Source organism: Paenibacillus sp. JT22N7 (assembly GCF_059383875.1).
The window spans coordinates 252,383-274,095 of the sequence record NZ_JBXENY010000008.1 but is presented as its reverse complement, the minus strand read 5'-3'; the positions used below and the strand labels follow the sequence as shown (position 1 = coordinate 274,095).

Here is a 21,713-nt window from a genome sequence, read left to right as displayed (position 1 = left end):
TGCAATTGTTTATGACTTTATTATAGGAGCATTGCTGGGGAAGTCATAGGACAATAACCGAACATTTCTGCACCTTTGGCAACCTGTTCGCTTTTTGCTATTGGTCGCGGAACTCCTGCGGCGTCATGCCATAATGCTTGCGGAAGATTTTGCTGAAATATTGCGGATTCTGATAGCCCAGCTCCGAAGTAATTTCATAAATTTTCTTATTAGTCTGCTTCAGCAAATAATGCGCCCGCTCCATTCGCATCCGGGTAATATAGTCACTGATGCTCTCGCCGGTCTGGGCTTTATAAATTTTGGACAAATAGACGGGATGCAAAAACACCTTGTCCGCAATCGTCTTCACCGATGTATCATGGCCAAGGCTTGCAGACACAAGCTCCTGCACCTGCTTGACCAGACTGCTCTTGGCGTATTCCTCCGTGCTCGACAGCTCTGTGCGCAAGCGCTCCAGCATATCTGTCGACCAATTCCGCAGCTTGTCCAGCGAATGAATAACGGTGTGGTCGAGCAGCATGTCGAAGCCCGCATGATCAATTTCATAAATAAATTGTCCCTGTTTATGGGCCGTATACATAAAGGCATTCGTAATCGAGAGAAACACTTCATACAGATGCTCCCGCGAAAACTTCACCTGCTCCAAATTGCCGAACACCTCATCGATTTTGAGCAGCGCTGTGTCCCACTGCTTGGACTCCAGCAAATGAATAAGCGTAGGCGGCTTATACAAGGCCTCCATCAGATTCACTCGCGTCTCCGGCTCCGCCTGGTGACTTTCCAAATAGACGGCAATGCCCGATTCATGAATCGCGCTCGATAAATAGACGCTCATCCCCGTCCGGTACGCATTCGCCATGCCGCTCGGGAAGGAGAACCAGTCGGAAATAATGAGCGACACCTCCGAACGGAGAAAATGGGAGATTTGCCGTCTAAAGACGTCCACCGCCTGCTCCAGCATCACCCGCCGCTGTCCTTTGTAATCCGGCGAAAAATCCAGCAGCCGCTGCTGCTCCTCATTTGGCTGCGCGACGAATATGAGGCAATTATGCGGCGCTTTGCCATACCATACGTTCATATGCTCGGAGAACACTTCCTCGCCAATATTGCCGACCGCATATTCCATCAGCTCCATGCTGCTGCGGTTGCTTTCATCATAAGGATTGCTGTATTGAATCAGCAAAATGACAGAAGGAGCATCAAGCCGCAGCGGAATTTCATATTGCGCCAGCTTGGCGTCAATCGTCGTGTCCGACAGCTGGCGGCCGAGCAGCAGATCATGCAGCAGATTGCGCCGCAGCAGCCCGTATTCCGACTTCATATTGTAAACGAGCTGATGGTATTGCTCCGCCTGCTCCCACTCCACCTTCAGCTCCTCGATCGTATTCATCAGGCTGCGCACAAATTCCTTATCGTCCACCGGCTTCAAAATATAATCGGACGCCTGCAATTGCAGCGCTTTTTTCGCATATTGGAAATCGGAGTAGCCAGTCATTAAAATGCAGCGCAAATCCGGCCAGAGCTTCTTCGCCTGTTCGATCAGCTGCAAGCCGTCCATCCCCGGCATCCGAATATCCGTGACCAAAATATCAATGTCACCCGCCTCCATAATAGCAAGCGCCTCGGCAGCAGAATCGGCCCGGTATATTTTGCTGACGCCAAGCTCTTCCCATGGAATGGTCTTCTCTAAGCTCAGCGTCACATAGGCCTCATCATCTACAAGCAGCAGTTCAATCATTATGATGCCCCTCCCTAAGTCAATGTCTGTTCAGTTTGTTTCTCGCGGGTCACATTCCAGCGAATTTGCACCTTTAAGCCGCCTAGCGGCGAAGGCGACAGCACAATGCCTGAGCTTGCCCCGAAACGCAAATGCAAGCGCTGATGGACGTTCCAAAGACCGCAGCCCATCTCCTGCTCCATAGGACGCGTCAATTGGTATTGCAAGGAAAAAAGCCGCTCTGGATCGAGCCCAACGCCATCATCCTCCACCGTAATCGCTGCAAACTCGCCGTCAAATTCACCCGATATGCGAATGCGTCCTGCATCTGGTGATTGCTCAATACCATGGATGACCGCATTTTCCACCAACGGCTGAATGACGAGCGGCGGAATTTGAAAACGCAGCAGATGCTCCGGGATGTCCAGCTCATAAGACAGCCGATTCATCCGCATTTGCTGAATATCCAAGTAGTTGCGGACAAAATCAATTTCCTCCCGCGCATCGACCAAATAACGCTCCTGCCGGGTCGTATAGCGGTAGTAGTTTGACAGGTTCTGGCTCATCGCAATGACCGACTGATAGTTTTCCAGCTTCGCCATGCTCGATATAAAGGAAAAACAATTATAGAAAAAATGCGGGTTGATTTGCGATTGCAGCTGCTTGAGCTTCGCTTCTCGCACATGGATTTTTTCCAAATAAACATTTTCAAACAGCTCTTGAATTTGCTGAACCATCCGGTTGAAACGGATAAATACGAACTTAAATTCATTGTTGCCGCGCCCTTTCGGTGTAAGCCGGACGCCGTAATCGCCGTTTTTCAGCTTCTGAAAGCTGACTACAAGCTGCTTAATGGGAACCTGCACCTGCGCATAAAGCATATAGGCGATTAAACAGCTCATCAATAGCAGCAAACCAACCGAATAATAAAATAAACGGTTCGTTTGGTTGATCGGCTGGAGCACATCCGATAACGGGATATAATCAATCAAATCCCAGCCTATCGTTTCTGAACGGACAATATTGACCAAATAACGCTCCCCGTTCACTTGGACGGTATGGCTGCCGCTGGCCAGCAAGCCGCTCTCGTCCAATTGGGCAATGAGCTGATTGCCCAACTGCTGGTCGGCGGTACGATTGTATATCGTGCCCCATGCCTCGTTGTAGTAGAAGGGGTCGCGCCGTCCATCACGCTTGAACTGATCGAGCATGCCCTGAATATTCGAGCTGTCAAAGCTAACCTCAATGAGCAGTCCCGTATCCGTAGCCTGAGACAAATTATTATAAGGCAGCGCCGTCATCAGCGAGAAACGAAAGCCATCCGCGCCAAGCGGCTTCACCTGCCAGCCGCGTTTCAGGCGGGCAGCTAAGGTCTCCTTATTATAGGGAACGGCATCGTTCACCGTAATGACGCGGGCTAGCGTTGGCGAATAAATCGCCAAATTGCTTTTCCAATTAGAGGAGCTTTCCTGAATGCTCAGCTTGGTCTGAATGCGCTTGACCATCGTAATCGCGGGCAGATCAAGATTGTCAAGGTCGACGTAATAATCGCGCAAATTCGCAATGTCCGGATCTTGAATGAGCAAATTTGGCCATAACCCCAGCAGATTAATCGAGGAATTGACCTGATTTTGAAAAAAAACGAGCTGATTCGTATTCGAGCGGTTGAGCTCGGAATCTAGAACTTCTGTACTAATATGATTGGAATAGGAGTACAGTCCTATGATCGGCAGCAGCATAATAATGAGCAACCCTACGATTTTGGAAAACAAATTTACTTTAGGCATCCGTACACCTGGCTTTCTTCTAATCAAAATGCTGCATTCAGTATAATGTCCCTCTCGAATTGGAGCAATGCCTGACCGGGCTGAAGCAAAGAAAATATTCGGCTGGTCTGTCATTATATGTCGAAAATCTCTTATAAAAATGATAAACTATTTAATAGAATTTCAACGAGAAGAGGTTTAGCATGTACAGCGCAATAAAACGCAAAAAAGGCTTTACCCTGGCATCCATCATCTCCTGCATCGTGCTTTTGTCCGTCCTCATTACCATCGTCATCAATATCATTATCGCTTTCAAATCCCAGAGGGAATCCCTTTATCATAATACACTGGAATTAAACCGCATTACGGCCGGTGATCTTAGCAAAACGACGCAATCATTGCTTGTGTCTATGAAGCGCAGCCTTGAAATCGCGGCGAATTATTTATCTGATGCCGACCTTGAAAGCAGCGCTGTGCTGGCGCAGCTTGATTTTTTTATGGGAACCAACCATTACTTCAATTCGATTGCTGTCGTCGATGCTGAAGGCGTTATCGTCTCCAGCTCTCCTAACAATTTGGGCATAATCGGCCACAAGCTGTCAACTGATGAATCAAAGCTGGCGCTTAAAGTCCAGAAGCCGCACATTTCCAAGCCTTATATTTCTTCGACGAATCGGATGATCGTGCTGGTCAGCCAGCCGGTTTTCAGCCGGGAGGGCACCTATCGGGGATATGTGGCCGGAACGATTTATTTGCAGTATGAAAATATTTTCCGAGAAATTCTTGGCGTGCAAAACGAGAACAACAGCGGCTCTTATTTTTACGTCGTCGATGGGGAAGGCAATATGATCTATCACCCGCATATGGAGGATCATCCTGCTAATGTAAGCATGAATCCTGTTGTGCAGCAGCTGATGCAGGGGAAAAGCGGGCAACAGCAGGTGGTCAACAGCCAAGGTATCGAGTTTCTTGCCGGTTATTCCGTCGTACCCGAAACCAACTGGGGAATTGTTTCCCAAACGCCAGTCAGCTACGTGGAAAATAAAAGCTGGGATCTCATTACAGACATGCTGAAGGTATCAGCGCCGTTCGTGCTGCTGCTGCTTTTTCTGACCATGTGGCTGTCGCGCACGCTGTCCTCACCGCTCTACCAGCTGGCTAATTATGCGGCGCAGCTGACCAAGATGGATCAAATCCCGGACACGCTGCCTTCGCGCGTTTACTGGAATTATGAAGCGAACCAGCTAAACACCACCGTTGCGCTAGCTTTTCATGAGATGAAGCGGAAAAATGAAGAGCTGTTCCATGAGTCGCAGACGGACGCCTTGACGGGACTGCCAAACCGCCGAACGCTTAAGCTGATTACCGAGGATTTGGAGCTAAGGCAAATTCCGTTCTCTGTCATTATGCTGGATTTGGACCATTTCAAATCGGTCAATGACGAGTTTGGCCATCCGAAGGGCGATGAGGTGCTGCGCCTGCTTGCTGCCAAGATGCTGGAGCTCAAGCGCGAGGGCGATTACTGCTTCCGTTACGGAGGCGAGGAGTTTACAATCGTGCTGCCGCACACGTCAGAGGAAGAGGCGTTTGACGTAGCAGAGCAGCTGCGAATGCAGATGGAGCAGGCGATTACGCCAATCGGCCGCCAGGTCACCCTGTCGCTCGGCATCGCCTCCAATACAGCTCGATTAAAAGATACCGAAGATTTGTTCAAGCAGGCGGATGATGCGCTGTATGCCGCCAAGCATAGCGGCCGCAATCAAACGATTTTGCATAGTCAAATTTCGGAGTAGCAGTGGATAAAATAAATTAGCAAAATTTTCAGTTTGCAGCATGCAGCACCGCTGCCACTTGGCTTTATCAGCCGTGGCAGCGGTGTTTTTCTTTCCTGTCTAGAGTGTGTGCGCACACCGGAGCTCGCCTGCTGCTGCTTGCAATGCGCTTAGTTGAGGCTGCCAATCTCATCAGATGATTCAGGGCTTAAGGAGCCGCAGCGCGCGATTGCTGCTGCGACTGCTGTTACTGAAAGCCCGTTGCTGAGACTAAGCGGTTCGAGATATTCTCTCCATTTTTGGAGGACACAGATTCCGCTATTCTGGTTTTTTCTTTGATTTTAGACTATAAGCGGACTGTAAAGCCGTTATGGCTCTCATTATCCTGCCAAAATGGCCATTTACAGCGAATTAGCTGCCCCTGAGTCCGCATCCTGTGCCATAACCCGTGATCTTGTTGAAATAGCGGCTGCTGTGTCCATCAAGTCTATCTTTGTGCGGCGAGAAATCCCCTATAACGAAGAGCATGATTAGGCTCGCTTCTGTTCGCATAATATGCTCTAGGTTTTGGGATGAGCGAGAATGGCGGATTACTTAATTAGCTCGGCATAGGCTTCCGCGGTCAGCAGCTTGCCGAGCGCCTCCTCCAAGCCTTCCTCGAGCTCAACCTCCACAATCCAGCCGCCATCATAAGGCTCGCTGTTAATTAGCTCAGGCTGGTCAATGAGCGTGCTGTTCACCTTCGTAATCCGGCCAGATACCGGGCTATACAGCTCCGACACCGTCTTAACCGACTCAATGGTGCCGATGCTGTCGCCAGCCGAAACCACCGCACCAACCTCTGGATACTCTACGAATACGATGTCGCCCAATTGGCCTTGCGCATGATCGGTAATGCCGACCAGCAGCTTCCTTCCCTCCGTCTGCAGCACCCATTCATGCTCATCGCTATACCGCAGCTGCTCCCTAATTTCGCTCATTGCCAGCGCCTCGCTTTCTCACTCAAGTTCAAATTCAAGTTCTATTTACCGTTTTAATTCAGCGTCAAGCGTAAACGGCTGTCGCCGTCCTCTGGCGGCAAAGCTGCCGTTTCGAGGGTGATATATAAGAATGTATAAGTGTGAAATTTATATATTCTTATCTTTAAAAAAAGACAGAGAACAGGCGTAATTGCCCATTCTCTGTCCTCGGTACCTGAGAGCTTGAGAGCAAGCCGCAGGCAAAGCCAGACGGCACTCCTTACCCCTTTGGCGGCTATTCGCACTCTCCAGAGCTGCGTCAAATGCCAGTACGTTTACCTGAGAGATTATTCGTTATCCGGCAAGGATAACGGCTTGCTCCTTCGGTGCTGCCGGGTCGGCTATCCATCTGGCCGCAGGCAGTCTCTCCCGATCATCATCATCCGCATATTCATTTGCCTTGATTCCCCACAAGCATAGCTTATTCCTCAAAAGCATGTCAACATTCCTAACAAATAAGTCAAAAAACCGCAAAAAAAGATTGACATCCATATCCAGCTGATGCGTATAATGTTGGCAAAGGCATAAAAGCAGCGACCTAATTAAATACGCGGATGATGGCAGCGGGAGAGATTACTGATGGACAGGTAACGCCGAAGGAGTAAGCCTTTCAGGTGAATCTCTCAGGCAAAAGGACCTTTGTCGGACGCACCTCTGGAGAGCATTCGCCACGAGCGAATCACCCAAGGGGAAACTTACGCATATATGACGTATTTTGTCATGTTTTTCAAGGCGTGGGACAACTCTCAGGTACAAAGGACAGAGCGAAAGGAAAGATGGATGGGCGAAGCAAGCTTCGCGGCGCCCCCCCCTTTTTTCTTTTCGCCTGTCCTTTTTCTTATGCCTATTGAAAAATTCCGCGCTTCATTCGAGCCAAATTAGAATTAAATTCAAGCTTAGAACTGCATTCAAGCTGAAGGGGTGATTTTGTTGAGCAGCCTTAAACGTACGCCGCTTTTTCCGTTGTATGCCGATTTCAAGGGTGCCCGCTGCATTGATTTTGGAGGCTGGGAGCTTCCCGTCCAATTTTCAGGTATTCAGCAGGAGCATGCGGCCGTCCGCGAGCAAGCTGGATTGTTCGATGTCTCCCATATGGGGGAGTTTATCGTTAGCGGCGCGGGCTCTGAAGCCTTTCTCCAGCAAATGACGACAAATGATGTGTCGCAGCTACAGGACGGACAGGCGCAATATACGATGATGTGCTACCCGGATGGCGGCGTAGTCGACGATCTGCTCATTTATAAACTGGGAGAGCAGCAGTACATGCTCGTCGTTAACGCTTCGAATATAGATAAGGATTGGCAGTGGCTGGAGACACAGGCCGATGGTGACGTTTCGCTTCGCAATCAATCCGATGACACAGCGCTGCTGGCGCTGCAAGGCCCGAAGGCTTTGGCTATTTTGTCGAAGGTGACGAATGCGCCTGTCGCGGCACTTCCGGCGTTTCATTTTTTAAATCAGGTTTCCGTATACGGACATGCAGCCTTAGTTTCCCGTACCGGCTATACGGGCGAGGATGGGTTTGAAATTTATTGCAGCAGCAGCATAGCCGCCTCGATCTGGCGAGGACTGCTTGCAGCTGGAGAAGCTTATGGACTTGTGCCCGCCGGGCTTGGCGCCCGCGATACACTGCGTTTCGAAGCCAAGCTGCCGCTTTACGGGCAAGAGCTGTCGGCGGATATTTCGCCGCTGGAGGCTGGACTTGGCTACTTCGTTAAACTGGATAAGGGCCCGTTTATCGGCCGCGAGGAGCTCCAGCGCCAGAAGTCGGAAGGCATTCCCCGCAAGCTCATTGGCTTGGAATTGCTGGAGAGGGGCATTCCGCGTCCCCATTATACCGTCCACAATGCCGAAGGAGAACAGATTGGGGAAGTCACGACGGGAACGCAATCGCCGACTCTGAAGCGCAATTTGGGTCTGGCCCTTGTACAAAGCGCCTATGCAGCCATCGGCACGGAGCTATGGCTCGATATCCGCGGCAAGCGGCTGAAAGCTGTCGTCGTCAAAGCTCCATTTTATAAACAGCCCAAAGTCATTCCCGCCCAATCCTGAACATGCTGCATGTACGCTAACCACTACGCACCCATCAGGGCTTGCAAAGAAAAGGAGCGATCGCCATGTATAAGCACCGATATTTGCCGATGACCGAGCAGGATCAGGCCGAAATGCTCACCGCCGCTCACGCCAGCTCCATTGAGGAGCTATTCTCCGATATTCCTGCCGCTGTGCGCTATGACGGGGTTTTGCCCATGTCCGGGCAGCTCGATGAGCCTGCCTTGCTGCGCCATTTGCGCGAGCTATCGGACAAAAACGCCGACTTCGACCGCTATACGAGCTTTCTCGGTGCAGGGTTGTACGACCATCACATTCCTGTCGTCATCAACCATATGCTGTCCCGCTCGGAATTTTATACCGCTTATACCCCGTATCAGCCGGAAATCAGCCAAGGGGAGCTGCAGGCGATTTTTGAATTCCAATCGTATATTTGCGAGTTGGCCGGCATGAAGGTCGCCAATGCCAGCATGTATGACGGGGCTACGGCGCTCGCCGAAGCTGCGGCGCTGGCCAGCGGAGCGACGAAGCGCAAGCAAGTTATTGTGTCCCGCACCGTCCATCCGGAGGCTCGGGAAATTTTGCTGACTTCCGCACACGGACTAAATTTGGAAGTAGTAGAAATCGGCTATCAAAATGGCGTCACCGATGTGGATGCGCTGCAAGCAGCCCTTACCGAAAATACAGCTGCCGTTCTCATTCAATCTCCTAATTTCTTCGGCTGCATCGAAAACATTCGCATGATCGAGCCGCTCGTTCATGCCAGTAAAGCGCTGCTCGTCGTCAGCGCCAATCCCATCTCGCTCGGCTTGCTGGAATCGCCGGGCGCGCTTGGCGCCGACATCGTCGTCGGCGATGCGCAGCCGCTGGGCATTCCCGCATCGCTTGGCGGTCCGACCTGCGGCTTCTTCGCGGTGTCGGAGCCGCTTATGCGCCGCATTCCCGGGCGCATCGTCGGGCAAACCGTCGACAAGGACGGCAAACGCGGCTTCGTCCTGACGCTCCAAGCCCGTGAGCAGCATATTCGCCGCGAGAAGGCGACGTCAAATATTTGCTCCAATCAGGCGCTGCTCGCATTATGCGCCTCCATCTATATGTCAGTGCTCGGCAAAGCAGGCATGCAGGAGGTAGGGCTGCTCAATGTGCGTAAAGCCCACTATGCTGCTAGCGTGGCGGCGAATGGGCCGCTGGAGCTAGCTTTCTCGTCTCCCTATTTCAATGAGTTTGTCGTCAAGCTGCCGGATTCAGCCGACCTCGCTGGCGTAAGCGCCAAGCTGCTGCAAGCGGGCTATATAGGCGGCTACGATCTAGGAACCGCCTACCCAGAGCTGAAAAATCATATGCTCATCGCCGTAACTGAACGCCGCACAAAGGAAGAAATCCATGCATTCATTCATGAATTGGAGGCCTGTGTATGAAAGCCGAGAAAGCGTTGATTTTTGAGCTCAGCAAGCCGGGGCGCATCGCCTATTCGCTGCCTGAGTGCGACGTTCCTGCACTTGCAGCCAGTGAACTGCTGCCTGCGGAGCTGCTGCGCCAGCAGCCTGCTGAGCTGCCTGAGGTGTTTGAGGTTGATGTCATTCGCCATTACACCGAGCTGTCACGCCGCAACTTTGGCGTCGACAACGGTTTTTATCCGCTCGGCTCCTGCACGATGAAATATAATCCAAAAATCAATGAGGATACCGCCCGCTTCCCCGGCTTCGCCAAAATCCACCCTTACCAGCCGGAGCAAAGCATTCAAGGCGCTCTTGAGCTGCTTTACACGCTGCAAAACGACCTCGCCGTTTTAACCGGCATGGATCAAGTAACGCTTCAACCGGCAGCGGGGGCGCATGGCGAATGGACCGGCCTTATGCTCATCCGCGCCTATCATGAGAGCCGCGGCGAAGCCCGCACCAAGGTGATCGTGCCGGATTCCTCGCACGGCACGAACCCGGCGAGCGCGACCGTTGCCGGATTCGATACGGTGACGATCAAATCGGATGTGCGCGGCATGGTTGATTTGGACGCGCTTCGAGCTGCCGTCGGCGCAGATACAGCCGCGCTTATGCTGACGAACCCGAGCACGCTTGGCTTGTTCGAGGCGCAAATTGTCGAAATTGCCGCCATCGTCCATGCGGCAGGAGGACTGCTCTATTATGATGGCGCCAATTCGAACGCCATTATGGGCATTGCCCGTCCGGGCGACATGGGCTTCGATGTCGTCCACTTGAATTTGCACAAAACGATGAGCACTCCGCATGGGGGCGGCGGTCCTGGTGCTGGCCCAGTCGGCGTCAAAAGCCTGCTTGTGCCGTTTCTGCCAAAGCCCGTCGTCAGCAAGCGGACCGACGGCACCTATTATTGGGATACCGATCGGCCGGAATCGATTGGCCGCATCAAAGCCTTTTACGGCAACTTCGGCATTCTGGTGAGAGCCTATACGTATATTCGCACTTACGGGCCAGAGGGGCTGCGCCGTGTATCGGAGCTTGCGGTATTGAATGCCAACTACATGATGCACCGCCTCGCACCGTATTACGAGGTCGCTTATCCCGGGCTGTGCAAGCACGAATTCGTGCTGTCTGGCAAAAGGCTTAAAGCGTACGGCGTGCGCACGCTGGACGTCGCCAAGCGGCTGCTGGACTTCGGCTATCACCCGCCAACGATTTATTTTCCGCTAAATGTAGAGGAATGCATCATGATCGAGCCAACCGAAACGGAAAGCAAGGAAACGCTGGATGGCTTTATCGACACGATGATTCAAATTGCGCAAGAGGCAGAGCAGACGCCTGAGCTTGTCCTCAATGCCCCTTATACGACAGTTGTCAATCGTCTGGATGAGACGACAGCGGCCCGCAAGCCCATTCTAAATTGCACCTGCGGGTAGCCGCTTCGCTATTTTAGGAAATAACTGGAATAGAGTAGTGTTCCATCGAAAATAGGTTTACAATGGAAATAACGATGGAACCTACAGGATGTGATTGCACATGGATTTTTCTTGGAAAAGAAACTTATATGTATTGTGGATTGGCGTGTTTTTTACGAGTACGGCTTTCACCACCTCCATTCCATTTATTCCGCTGTTTCTCTCAACCGAGCTTGGTGTTGAGAAGCATCTGGAGGCTTGGTCCGGCATTTCTTTCGGCATTACCTTTCTGGCAAGCGCGCTTATTGCCCCTTATTGGGGGTCGCTCGCCGACAAATATGGCCGCAGGCCGATGCTCATTCGCTCGGGGTTTAGCCTAGCCGTTCTTTACATGATGACCTACTTTATTTATGATCCTTATTTGTTCGTTGTGCTTCGAATTTTCCAAGGCCTGCTTGCCGGCTTTGTTCCAGCCTCGATCGCACTAGTCGCCACCAACACGCCGGAGCACAAAACAGGCTATGCTCTTGGCATAATGGCGACAGCAGGCGCGACAGGCGGTATTCTCGGCCCCGTCATTGGCGGGGTCGTCAGTCATTACATCGGCAATCGCGAAGCTTTCCTGTTCTCAGGAGGCATCGTCCTGATTGCCGCGCTTATTGCCGTCTTTTTCGTGAAGGAAAAAAACTTCAACCGTTCAGGCGCCCGTTCCTCGATCAAAGAGGATTTGAAGCTTGCACTATCCAACCGTTCCTTCACCACACTGCTGATTTTGGCGGCTCTGGCAACGTTCTCCGTAATGATTCTGGAGCCGCTGCTCACCGTCTATGTCATGCAGCTTGGCGTTAGCGGCAGCGAAGCTGCCCTGCAGTCAGGCATCGTCTTCTCGGCCGTCGGGATCGCCACGCTCATTGCAGCACCGCAGTGGGGCAAAATCGGTTCAAGGATCGGTTTTTCCAAGGTGTTGTTCATAGGACTTGTCGGCGGCGGGATCGGCAATTGCTTGCAATTTTTCGTCAGCGATTACGTAGAATTCGGCGCGCTGCGATTTATCTATGGGCTGTTTTTCGCCAGCGTCTACCCGGCTATTAATGCCTTGATCGTCAAGGTGACGGACAGCAGCTTTAGAGGACGAGCCTTCAGCCTCAATCAGTCGGGGACCATGTTCGCAACGATGCTGGCTCCCGTCATTGGCGGCGTGCTTGGAGGCATCATCCCGATTCGCTGGGTATTCATCATCAACGGGCTGATGCTGATCGCAGCTGCCCTGTTCCTGAAAACCCACGCGCTCGGCGGCTTAGCACAGAATGCAGCAGACACAGGCAAGCAGCCTGCCCGTCCATAGCCAAAAAGCCCCGCTCCCTCTGATAAGGCTAAGCCTTTAATCAGTAGGGGCGGGGCTTTTGTCGTTAAATATCTATATGACCCGGCGTGCGGTTACATACGTTTTGTCCCATGTGCTTCCGGAAAAAGTAGAAATCGTTACGCCGATTCCCTTCCGATACGTATGCAGCAGCTTGCCGTTCCCCATATAAATGGAGACATGGTTAATGACGCCGTCTCTATTCGTATCGGAGAAAATCAGATCGCCAGCCTTCAAATTGCTTCTGGATACATATTTGCCGGCCTTCGATTGGCTCAGCGATGAGCGCGGGAGCGTAATGCCGTTCTTTTTGTAAACATACTGTGTGAAGGATGAGCAGTCAAATGAGCTGGTGCTGCCCGACGTTGCCCCAAATTTATAATCAACGCCCAGAAATTTCTGTCCCGTTGCAATGACGCTGCTGGCTGTGGATGAAGTTGCGGCCTCTACCTTTGCTGCTGGTACAGCCAAAGCGCCGGTCAAAGCAACGGATAGGCTTAACGTGACACTAAGTAACGTTTTGCCTAGCAAGGTTTTGCCCATAAGGGTTTTCTTTGTGCTATTCATGATGTATCCTCCTTTGGTAAAAACAGATGCGGTATAATGCCTGCTAATACCATACCACAGCTATTTACCCCACCAATTACCAATGAGAGGACAACCCCTACATACGCCTTGAACCGATCATTTTCATTAAAAATCCATTTTAATTATGAAAGCACTTTTACTTGACTTTTATTTTCGAGGCGCAATTTGCCAAAAAGCTCATGCTCAGCCTGCTAAACCTTCATCTCAGAATGCTGAATCAGCGACGTTTCTATTTGAATCGTCGTATGCGAAATGCCAAACTGCTGCTCGATTTTCGCAAGCGCCTGCTGCAAAATATGCTGGCTGTCATGACTATCCTCCACTAGCAAATGGCAGCTCAGTGAATCAAGACCCGATGTAATCGTCCATATATGCAAATCATGCACATCTATAACGCCTTCGATTTCCGCAAGCACCCGCTTTACCTTCTCCTGATCAATCGACGGCGGCGTGCCTTCCATGAGAATATGGAGAGTTTGCTTAATAATGTTCCAGGCACTCCGCAAAATAAGCACCGACACGAGCACCGATATAATCGGATCGGCAATATTCCAATCAAACAAGTAGATGAGCAGCCCAGCGAGCACAGCCCCGACCGAGCCAAGCGCATCGCTCAAAACATGCAGATAAGCGCTTCGGACATTCAAGTTGTTATGCACATCGCCTTTACGCATTAAAGCCCAAGCACTGGCCAAATTCGCCAGCAGGCCAACAAGCGCAATGAGCATCATGGAACCACTGGCGACAGCAGGAGGATCGAACAAGCGATGGTAAGCCTCCCATACAATAAACCCGGCTATGACGAACAAGGCAATGCCGTTGAACAGCGCGGCCAATATTTCGAAGCGGTAAAAGCCGTAGGTTTTCGTCTTGGAAGCGGGCTTGCTGGCAAACCAGACGGCAACCAGGCTAAGAATAAGCGCGCTCACATCGCTCAGCATATGGCCGGAATCGGCAAGCAGCGCGAGACTGCTCGTCAGCAAGCCGCCGAAAAATTCAAGAAACATAATGCCGACTGTAATCGACAACGCAATAATCAAGCCGACCTTATTGCCATTGACATCAAAATGATGGTGGCCGCCCGGTCCATGGGAGTGGTCATGCCCATGATGATGACCGTGGCTGTTGTCATGATTATGGTCGTTATGATGATCGTGATTGTGGTCGTGATTGTGGTCGTGATTGTGGTCGTGATCATGGTGACCACCTTCGCTATGGCTGTGCCCATGACTGTGTTGATGCTTATTCTTCGTGTCCATATTCTCTACCTCCTGCTGCTATTAAAAGCGATACAATTCGCTTTTTCAAAAAAATATAACATATGAGCATGTATTCATATATTATATAATGAACCAGCTGGACACATTTGTCAACCAATGCGCTTCCTTATTTTTCTCCACTCGTCCAAAAAGCATTCATTCCTTCGCCTTCTCCACCCTGCTTCCAAATAAAAAAGCCCGAGTGTGCGCAGCCCAGCTTTTTCAAGCTTAGACGCGCACACTCGGGCTTTCTATTTATTGCAAGGAGACGATGTCGCCTTCCTTCAAGCCTTCAAGCACTTCTACCTTATCTCCCGCTGACATCCCGACCTTGATGTCCTGACGCTCATATTGGCCTGCGCCTTTTTCCAGCATGACATAAGACGAAGCCTGATCGCTCATAATAGCAATGGAAGGCAAAGCAAGTGCACTCTCCTTACGGCTTATCTCAATGTCGCCAGTGAGCGTCAATCCTGCAATCAAATATTCGCTTGGCTCAAGCGAAATAACAACCTCGAATTGCGCAGCTTGATTGAGGCTATTTTGATCCGTGCCGGTTTTCGCGAACTTGGATACGCGCAGCACCTTGCCTTCAAGCAAAACATCCTTCATCGCAGTCATCTTGACCTTGACCAACATATCCTGCTTAATGCGGAATACATCCTGCTCCCCGACAAGAGCGATGAATTGCAGCTTGTTCAGATCAACAATTTTGCCGATCAGCTGGTTGTCGCCAACTGCTTGCAGTTGCTTAGCCGTTTGATCAAACAGAAAAATACCGTCGCCTGGTGAGCGATATTGGGATTCATTCAGCTTCAGCCGCTTTTGCGTCAGCGCTTTGCGCCCAATCGATTCCTTCACATCGTTCAGCTCCTGGTTCAAACGGGCAATTTCCTTGGCGGCCAGCGCCTTCTTGCGCTCAACCTCCGTCGCCTCAAGCATGCCCAGCTCATCTTCCGTATTCGTAACAAAAGCTTGCAGCTTTGCCTCCAGATCAGCCTTGTGCAGCTCCGCTTCCTCCTGCGTAATTTGATTTTGCAGCTCGGTCTGGTCAAGCGTGAACAATACCTCGCCCTTCTTCACCTGCTGACCGTCCTTCACTTTCCACTGCGTCACTTTGGAGCTGAAAGGCGCATAGACCGACGTTTCCTGCTCATATAGCGACTTGCCCTTAACCTGAATCGTATTGACGAGCGTCTCCTTGGTCACCTGAAATGTAATGGCCTGTGAATCGCCCGACATATCGACCATCTCCGGCGGCTTCGACATGGAGTACAGCACCACGCTTATTCCGATTAATACAATCCCGATGATGATCCATTTAATCTTTTTCTTCATCTCTTCTTCTCCCCCTGGTTCCTCGCTGGCTCAGACATGCCCTGACCATAGTGCAGGACCCCTCTAGTCTCTCTTGATTGCGGTCAATGCATCGGTACGCGAAGCGCTGACTGCCGGATAAATCCCCGATATAATGCCCGTCATCACGGCAAACGCCAGTCCGACCGGAATAGCAGACAACGGAATGAAGATGGACATATTTTCCTCGCCGGTAGACATCGATAAAATAAGGGCATTAATTCCCCATACGATCCAGTATGAAAATAAAACGCCCAGCAGTCCCCCCAGCAGTCCAAGCAGGGCTGCTTCTACAATGAACATATTTCGAATTTGCGCTAGATTGGCACCAAGCACCTTCATAATGCCGATTTGGCGGCGCCGTTGGTATGTGGACATCGTCATCGCCACAATAATGGAAATCGAGGCGATAATAAGAATGAATACGCCTGCGCCTACCGCAATGCTTTTGAACACAGCGAACTGCTCTTCAAGGGCCTCTTTTTGCAAAAGATTGGATTGGGTGTTCAAGGTGAGCTTCTTGATTTGCTCCTCCACCTGCTTCACATTTTCCTCCGCATCCACCTTGACCGTTACTTGATTGTAGGTGCCGTTAGCCGTCTCTTCACCGCTGCTTTGCATGAGCTGCTCACGCAGACTGTTCGCCGTTTCAATCGATACATAAATTTTGCGGTCATTGGAAAGCTGCATGTCGGAAACACCTTTAGGCTTCTTCAATACCCCTACGACTCGAAGGGCCTCACTGATCCTTTTCTTGTTGTCCTGATCGTAGTTCACCAGCTGAATCTGCTTCTGGTACAAGGCGGAAGGTGTAGTCATCATCGTCATATATTGGTCTTGCAGTGTTGAATCGCCTGGATTTAAATTCATGGCCTCAAACAGCTTATTCTGCTCCTCCTGATTCATTAGTCCAAGCGTCGTACCGTAACTTATTACTACAGAGTTTGGAGCATCCGACGCCGAGCCCTGCCAATACGTATTGCCGAAGGCTTCCAGACTGCTCAAATCCGTTCCAATAATTTCGGCATAGGCCTGCTTATCATCAGTAGTCGTCATTTGCATGTAGCTCAGCTGCTGCATGGCTGCTACAGCCTTTACGTGCTTAATGTTGCGCATGATTTCGACCTTTTGATCAGAAAGCTTGCCTCGATTTTTCACTTCATCGCTTGCCGTACTTTGGCTTCCGGGACCGGCGGATGCGCCATTATCCGGCATAACCGTAATTTCATCCATTTTCAAATAGCTCGTGAGCTGGGTTTCGACAATTTTCTGCGTAGATTCCCCAATGCTCATCGCCAAAATAATAGCGGCACAGCCAATCGACAGGCCGGCTGCACACAGCATGGTAACTACTTTACGCCGTCTGACCTGATCCCATGACAGCCTCGTAAGATCGCTTACTCTCAATGGACAGCCTCCTCTACCGGATGCTTGTCCAGCTTAACAGCAGGCTGCGATTTTTCCAGCAGCCCATCGCGAAGCGTAATAATATGCTGGGTCTGCTGCGCAACCTCGCGCTCATGGGTGACGATAATAAAGGTCGTGTTCATCGTCTTGTTCAAATGCTTGAGAATGGCCAAAATCTCCTCTTCCGTCTTCGTATCCAAATTTCCCGTAGGCTCATCGGCGAAAATAACCGATGGCTCTGTAATAAGCGAGCGCGCAATACTGACACGCTGCTGCTGTCCGCCCGACAGCTGGGAAGGGAACATTTCCCCTTTATCCGGTATGCCGACCTGCTCCAGCAGCTTCAGCGCCTTCTGCTTGCGAATTGAAGGACGCGTCGATTGAAACACGAGCGGCAGCTCGATATTTTCACGAACCGTCAAGTTCGGAATGAGCTCATAGGCCTGAAAAATAAACCCGATATGCTCACGGCGGAACTCCGCCAGCTTGTTTTCATTCATATTTACGATGTTGTGGCCCGCAATATAAATGCTGCCCTCCGTCGGCTTCATCAGTCCCGCCATCAGATTAAGCAGCGTCGACTTTCCTGAGCCTGAGCTGCCCAGCAAAGCGACCATATCCCCTTTGTTTACGCGAAAATCGATCTGTTGAAGAACCAGCGTCGTCTCATTGCCGTTCTTAAATGCATGGGACAAGCCCTCTACACGAAGCAAATCCTTCACTCCCCTTGTCTCTCTAAATCTTCCCAAGCACAACGGCTGTCGCCGTCCTCTGGCGGCAACTCTATCTACACAAAATACAGCCAAAGCGCTTGTAGCTTTAACTGTTTTATATTCCATAATTATCCTCGATATTTCAATCGTACTATAACCTCTGTAAAAGAACAATACTGCTGCCATTGCTTCCTAATCTTTAAAAAAGCTACATGAATTTTATTCCTTTCTTCATAAAAAGTAGTTACAAATTAGTTACTTAGACTCGCTAAATGAAGCTTTACACCTTAAAATTTCTATTTTTGACATGCATGCGTACTCTTTTCTGCAAAATAAAAGAAAAGCATCCCCAATTTCCAGCGAAATGGGGATGCTTTGTTGTAGCTGCGCCTGCGTATGATGCCGCCTCGCTGCTCACTGCTCCGATTTCTACAAATCTATACGCAGTAACACGCGGACGGGTTCAAAAAACATCATTATTGCTATTTAATCGCTAATCTGCTGTTTTGCACCGTAGACAGCCACTCGCGGGCGAGCAGCTCATGCCCCGCCGCTGTCGGATGAACGCCATCCCATAGCCAGTAGGCTGCACCAGTCACTTCGCTCGCTTTGTCGAACACATGCTGCACACGTACAAGAACCGCATTATACTCTGCTGCTAGAGCAGCTGTTTTTTCTTGGTATCCCTTAATGATTTGCTGCCATTCATCCCAACGCTCCAACGTCACGCCAGTTTTCAGGATGAAAGGCTCGACAAGGACGAACCTCGTCTGCGGCAGCACTTCGGCTGTCTCCTCCAGCAAATGCCGGTAAGCGCGCTCGAAACGGTCTGTTGCGCCGCTCGCTTCGCCAGACATCGTGCGCCCCGCATCATTGACGCCAATCAAAATACTGAGCACATCCGGCTTCAAGCTGAGCGCATCCTCGTTCCATCTGGCGTACAAATCAGAGACACGATTGCCGCTAATGCCCTTATTAATGAAATGGGGCGCTTTCTCCGCCAATTCATAGCCAAGGCGTGAGGCAATTAAATACGGATAGCTGTGGCCTAAAATATGATTTAAATCATCATTGCGCCCGCGCGCACCATCTGTAATGGAATCCCCTTGAAATAAAACGGTCAATTGCTGCTCGCTCATCTCATCCCAGCTCCTTAATAATGGATAAAATAATGATGCATGTTCGATTGAAAGGCTCTGCTTTATTACCTATTCAAGCCCCGGCTCCTCACGCTGCAGCTCTGCAAAGCAAGCCGCCGTCTCAAGTGCGGCATGGAAATCGCCAACCCCATCTTCGACGCACCATGCTGCGGATAGCACCATATGGCTGAAGCCATAGGCGAGAACACGCTCCTGCTTGAGGCATAGGGCCTCGCTAAGAATATGGACGCGATTACGCAGCAACTCGATTCGCTCCGCCCGTGTCTCAGGCAGCTGATTCATCAGCAGCGGAATGACGCCATAAGCCGCTTCGCCGATGACGCCCTTAGGATCAATCGCCAGCCAGCCGGCAGATGCTTCACCCTCTCGCATGGCGGACAAAATATTGCCCTGATGCAGATCGCCATGCAGCAGCAGTTGCGGCTCGCTCTTGCCCGTGGCGAATAGCTGGCCGAACGTCAGCTGAGCCTGCCGGACGAGCGGCTCCGGCAGCGGCCCGGTGCCGCCATCATGGCGCTGGCGCAGCCGCTCCAGCCCGCGCGCCCACTGTAGAGCCGTAGGGAAGCTTACGCCTTCGGCCGCTTCCCCCACAGCCGCTGCGTCCGCTGCTGGCACAGCCAGCTTACGCATCACTTCCGCAGCGATGCGGACGGCCGCCGCATCGTCTGCCACTTCCGAGAGCAGCTGTCCCGGCCTCAGCCGCTCCAGCAGCATAACACCGCGCTCTGCATCCGATGCCAGCAGGCGAACCGCTCCGCGCCCTTCGTACAGCTGAAGCGCGGCCAGCTCGGTTCGGCTTTCTCTGCACGGCACGCCCAGCTTCAGCACAGCCTCGCTTCCGTCCTTCCGCAGCGCCGGAAGCACCAGATTAAAGGTCAGCTCGTACGGCGATCGATCCGCCAGCTGCAGCTCCCACTGCTCCGCGCAGCTTGCCAGCAGCGCATCCAGCTCCGCAAGCCACTGCTCGCCGCGTTCTCCATGTACGCTAATGACAGTCTGCATCCATGCTGATGGCCATCTCATCTCTGCTGACCTCTCCCTCTCTTTTCGCTTCTAGCCGCATTCAAGGCACACTCGCCTCAGCTATTTCCTGCTGCTACACTAATACAGGCTGCACATACACGGGCCCAGATACCGTAACGGAATGTCCGGTATACACAGGCAGCCCTGTTGCCGCATCTACGCGGAATACAGCCAAATTATTCGTGTCGCGGTTAGCCGCGATAATATATTGGCCACCCGGCACAAAAGCAAAATGGCGTGGGTGCTCGCCCTCAATCGGCACATGACCAGCAAGGGTAAGCTTGCCGTCTGCTTCATTAATGGCGTACACTACGAAACTGTCGTGCCCTCGATTCGAGCCGTATACATATTTGCCATCCTCGGAAACGGCAATTTCGGCGCATGTATTTTCACCGTCAAAATCAGCAGGAAGCGTTGGAACAGTTGCCAGCGCCGCAAGCGTACCCGCCTCAGCATCGTAACGGAACGCGGTAACCGTCGAATCTACTTCATTAATGACATACGCGAATTGACCATTGGGGTGAAAAGCCATATGCCTCGGGCCAGCGCCGCCATGAAGCACGGTCTCGCCGTGGAAAACCAGCTTTTGCGCTTGGTCATCAATGCGATAAGCCATAATACGGTCAATGCCCAGATCCGGCGAGAACAGGTAGCGGCCGTCCGGGCTGAATTGTATGCTGTGGGGATGCGGCTGATTTTGCCGCTCCGGGTGCTGGCCTACTCCCGTATGCTGGGCGATATCGAGCAGTTCTCCTACCTCTCCATTGTCCGTCAGCGCAACAAGGCTGATTCTGCCGCCATGGTAGCTCGACAGCAGCAAATAGCGATTGGATGGATCGCGTTGAATATGGCAAGCCGGAGCCGTAATCCCTTCGCTGCGGTTAAGCTCGGTCAATGCTGTTTTGTCCGTGTCGATGGCAAAAGCTACAGCGTCGCCAATTTTGGCGCCTGCTGCGGATACCCCTTCTGCAATGGCATACAGCCGTTTGCTTGGAATATCGACATTCAGAAACGTTGGATTTTTGAGGCCGGATACTTCATCCAGCAGCGACAGCTTGCCTTCCTTTTCATCAAAAGCATACGCATATACGCCGCTCGCCGCAGCCTCTGCATAGGACCCGACAAATACGACAACTCGTTCATTATGTACAGACACGATTTTATTCCTCCTTCAAATTAGCGGGACCTGTCCCGCTGCGTGTAAGGGCTGACGTTATGGCAGCGGAGCTTGCCGCTTGCCTTGCCAGCTTTCCCGCATTAAAGCTTTCCCTCCTATTGTACTAGCAGTCTGCGCACAAACCAAGTGCTGTTGCTACGGTTTTTATCTCTCCTGAACAAACGGCTGTTATGCTGCACAATGTTGCAACAGGCTGCTGGCTGGTCTATCATAGCGCTAGGGCGTACCGCCTTTATAAGGTTTAATTTTAATGGGCAAAGGAGTCTGAGGATGGCGATAAACCGTAAATTGATAACGGATGCGGATTTCGAGGAGGCACTCCAGCGGGAGCTTCGGCTGCGCGTCTTTGAAAATGATTATATTGTGTGCTCCGGCGGAAACATGGTCCGTTTCGACGATACGCAGGTCGTCATTCAGACGAGCGTCAGCGATATCACTTATTTTTCCCGGGAGCAATGCGAGTTTTTTGAAATGAAACGCAAATAGCCGT

At 51.3% G+C, this 21,713-nt stretch carries 17 protein-coding genes and 3 riboswitches; of the genes, 6 read left to right on the top strand and 11 right to left on the bottom strand.

Going from position 1 to position 21,713, the window contains the following annotated elements; translation table 11 throughout:
• Positions 1 to 97: 97 nt before the first annotated feature.
• Positions 98 to 1,738: a response regulator gene (locus AC50Y5_RS22180; RefSeq protein WP_494863804.1), complete on the bottom strand. Its 1,641-nt coding sequence runs from the start codon at positions 1,736 to 1,738 to the stop codon at positions 98 to 100.
• A 14-nt stretch (positions 1,739 to 1,752) separates the two neighbouring features.
• Positions 1,753 to 3,504, bottom strand: a complete 1,752-nt coding sequence (locus tag AC50Y5_RS22175; protein ID WP_494863802.1) for a sensor histidine kinase — start codon at positions 3,502 to 3,504, stop codon at positions 1,753 to 1,755.
• Positions 3,505 to 3,686: 182 nt separating this feature from the next.
• Between AC50Y5_RS22175 and AC50Y5_RS22170 the strand changes: the two genes are divergently transcribed.
• Complete coding sequence (locus AC50Y5_RS22170) at positions 3,687 to 5,276, top strand: sensor domain-containing diguanylate cyclase (protein ID WP_056031955.1); 1,590 nt, start codon at positions 3,687 to 3,689, stop codon at positions 5,274 to 5,276.
• 569 nt (positions 5,277 to 5,845) lie between these two features.
• Here the strand turns inward: AC50Y5_RS22170 and gcvH are convergent.
• Entirely contained in the window at positions 5,846 to 6,235 is a 390-nt protein-coding gene (gcvH, locus tag AC50Y5_RS22165; RefSeq protein WP_056031958.1) for a glycine cleavage system protein GcvH, read from the bottom strand.
• Positions 6,236 to 6,531: 296 nt separating this feature from the next.
• Positions 6,532 to 6,656, bottom strand: a riboswitch (glycine riboswitch).
• 172 nt (positions 6,657 to 6,828) lie between these two features.
• A riboswitch (glycine riboswitch) is annotated at positions 6,829 to 6,923 on the top strand.
• A gap of 3 nt (positions 6,924 to 6,926) precedes the next feature.
• Positions 6,927 to 7,039: riboswitch (glycine riboswitch) on the top strand.
• A 165-nt stretch (positions 7,040 to 7,204) separates the two neighbouring features.
• Here gcvH and gcvT point away from each other — a divergent pair.
• From gcvT to AC50Y5_RS22145, 4 genes are all read left to right on the top strand, one after another.
• Positions 7,205 to 8,326, top strand: a complete 1,122-nt coding sequence (gene gcvT / locus AC50Y5_RS22160) for a glycine cleavage system aminomethyltransferase GcvT (protein ID WP_494863799.1) — start codon at positions 7,205 to 7,207, stop codon at positions 8,324 to 8,326.
• Between the two features lie 65 nt (positions 8,327 to 8,391).
• The gene (gene gcvPA / locus AC50Y5_RS22155) at positions 8,392 to 9,744 is read left to right on the top strand and encodes an aminomethyl-transferring glycine dehydrogenase subunit GcvPA (protein ID WP_494863797.1); all 1,353 of its coding nucleotides are present in this window, start codon (positions 8,392 to 8,394) and stop codon (positions 9,742 to 9,744) included.
• A complete protein-coding gene (gene gcvPB / locus AC50Y5_RS22150; protein WP_494863795.1) occupies positions 9,741 to 11,198 on the top strand; it encodes an aminomethyl-transferring glycine dehydrogenase subunit GcvPB in 1,458 nt (485 codons plus the stop codon). Before gcvPA ends, gcvPB begins: the two co-directional genes overlap by 4 nt.
• Before the next feature lie 100 nt (positions 11,199 to 11,298).
• Positions 11,299 to 12,522: an MFS transporter gene (locus AC50Y5_RS22145; RefSeq protein ID WP_056031973.1), complete on the top strand. Its 1,224-nt coding sequence runs from the start codon at positions 11,299 to 11,301 to the stop codon at positions 12,520 to 12,522.
• Positions 12,523 to 12,594: 72 nt separating this feature from the next.
• Here AC50Y5_RS22145 and AC50Y5_RS22140 read toward each other — a convergent pair whose 3' ends face one another.
• From AC50Y5_RS22140 to AC50Y5_RS22105, 8 genes are all read right to left on the bottom strand, one after another.
• Complete coding sequence (locus AC50Y5_RS22140) at positions 12,595 to 13,107, bottom strand: C40 family peptidase (protein WP_494863793.1); 513 nt, start codon at positions 13,105 to 13,107, stop codon at positions 12,595 to 12,597.
• Positions 13,108 to 13,319: 212 nt separating this feature from the next.
• On the bottom strand, positions 13,320 to 14,387 hold the full coding sequence (locus tag AC50Y5_RS22135) for a cation diffusion facilitator family transporter (protein WP_494863791.1): 1,068 nt from the start codon (positions 14,385 to 14,387) through the stop codon (positions 13,320 to 13,322).
• Positions 14,388 to 14,642: 255 nt separating this feature from the next.
• Entirely contained in the window at positions 14,643 to 15,725 is a 1,083-nt protein-coding gene (locus AC50Y5_RS22130; RefSeq protein ID WP_494863785.1) for an efflux RND transporter periplasmic adaptor subunit, read from the bottom strand.
• Positions 15,726 to 15,788: 63 nt separating this feature from the next.
• Positions 15,789 to 17,150, bottom strand: a complete 1,362-nt coding sequence (locus AC50Y5_RS22125; protein WP_056031981.1) for an ABC transporter permease — start codon at positions 17,148 to 17,150, stop codon at positions 15,789 to 15,791.
• Complete coding sequence (locus AC50Y5_RS22120) at positions 17,147 to 17,863, bottom strand: ABC transporter ATP-binding protein (RefSeq protein ID WP_494863885.1); 717 nt, start codon at positions 17,861 to 17,863, stop codon at positions 17,147 to 17,149. Before AC50Y5_RS22120 ends, AC50Y5_RS22125 begins: the two co-directional genes overlap by 4 nt.
• Before the next feature lie 482 nt (positions 17,864 to 18,345).
• Entirely contained in the window at positions 18,346 to 19,002 is a 657-nt protein-coding gene (locus AC50Y5_RS22115) for an SGNH/GDSL hydrolase family protein (RefSeq protein WP_056031984.1), read from the bottom strand.
• 69 nt (positions 19,003 to 19,071) lie between these two features.
• The gene (locus AC50Y5_RS22110) at positions 19,072 to 20,046 is read right to left on the bottom strand and encodes an aminoglycoside phosphotransferase family protein (RefSeq protein ID WP_494863776.1); all 975 of its coding nucleotides are present in this window, start codon (positions 20,044 to 20,046) and stop codon (positions 19,072 to 19,074) included.
• 73 nt (positions 20,047 to 20,119) lie between these two features.
• Entirely contained in the window at positions 20,120 to 21,202 is a 1,083-nt protein-coding gene (locus AC50Y5_RS22105; RefSeq protein ID WP_494863774.1) for a lactonase family protein, read from the bottom strand.
• A gap of 291 nt (positions 21,203 to 21,493) precedes the next feature.
• Here AC50Y5_RS22105 and AC50Y5_RS22100 point away from each other — a divergent pair, with 291 nt between their 5' ends.
• The gene (locus tag AC50Y5_RS22100; protein WP_494863772.1) at positions 21,494 to 21,709 is read left to right on the top strand and encodes a hypothetical protein; all 216 of its coding nucleotides are present in this window, start codon (positions 21,494 to 21,496) and stop codon (positions 21,707 to 21,709) included.
• The last annotated feature ends 4 nt before the right edge of the window (positions 21,710 to 21,713 follow it).

Coding starts and splice junctions, on each gene's coding strand:
- gcvPB (WP_494863795.1), top strand. CDS start 9,741: ATGAAAGCCGAGAAAGCGTTGATTTTTGAGCTCAGCAAGCCGGGGCGC.
- gcvPA (WP_494863797.1), top strand. CDS start 8,392: ATGTATAAGCACCGATATTTGCCGATGACCGAGCAGGATCAGGCCGAA.
- AC50Y5_RS22145 (WP_056031973.1), top strand. CDS start 11,299: ATGGATTTTTCTTGGAAAAGAAACTTATATGTATTGTGGATTGGCGTG.
- AC50Y5_RS22175 (WP_494863802.1), bottom strand. CDS start 3,504: ATGCCTAAAGTAAATTTGTTTTCCAAAATCGTAGGGTTGCTCATTATT.
- AC50Y5_RS22130 (WP_494863785.1), bottom strand. CDS start 15,725: ATGAAGAAAAAGATTAAATGGATCATCATCGGGATTGTATTAATCGGA.
- AC50Y5_RS22140 (WP_494863793.1), bottom strand. CDS start 13,107: ATGAATAGCACAAAGAAAACCCTTATGGGCAAAACCTTGCTAGGCAAA.
- gcvH (WP_056031958.1), bottom strand. CDS start 6,235: ATGAGCGAAATTAGGGAGCAGCTGCGGTATAGCGATGAGCATGAATGG.
- AC50Y5_RS22180 (WP_494863804.1), bottom strand. CDS start 1,738: ATGATTGAACTGCTGCTTGTAGATGATGAGGCCTATGTGACGCTGAGC.
- AC50Y5_RS22135 (WP_494863791.1), bottom strand. CDS start 14,387: ATGGACACGAAGAATAAGCATCAACACAGTCATGGGCACAGCCATAGC.
- AC50Y5_RS22110 (WP_494863776.1), bottom strand. CDS start 20,046: ATGAGATGGCCATCAGCATGGATGCAGACTGTCATTAGCGTACATGGA.
- AC50Y5_RS22115 (WP_056031984.1), bottom strand. CDS start 19,002: ATGAGCGAGCAGCAATTGACCGTTTTATTTCAAGGGGATTCCATTACA.
- AC50Y5_RS22100 (WP_494863772.1), top strand. CDS start 21,494: ATGGCGATAAACCGTAAATTGATAACGGATGCGGATTTCGAGGAGGCA.
- AC50Y5_RS22170 (WP_056031955.1), top strand. CDS start 3,687: ATGTACAGCGCAATAAAACGCAAAAAAGGCTTTACCCTGGCATCCATC.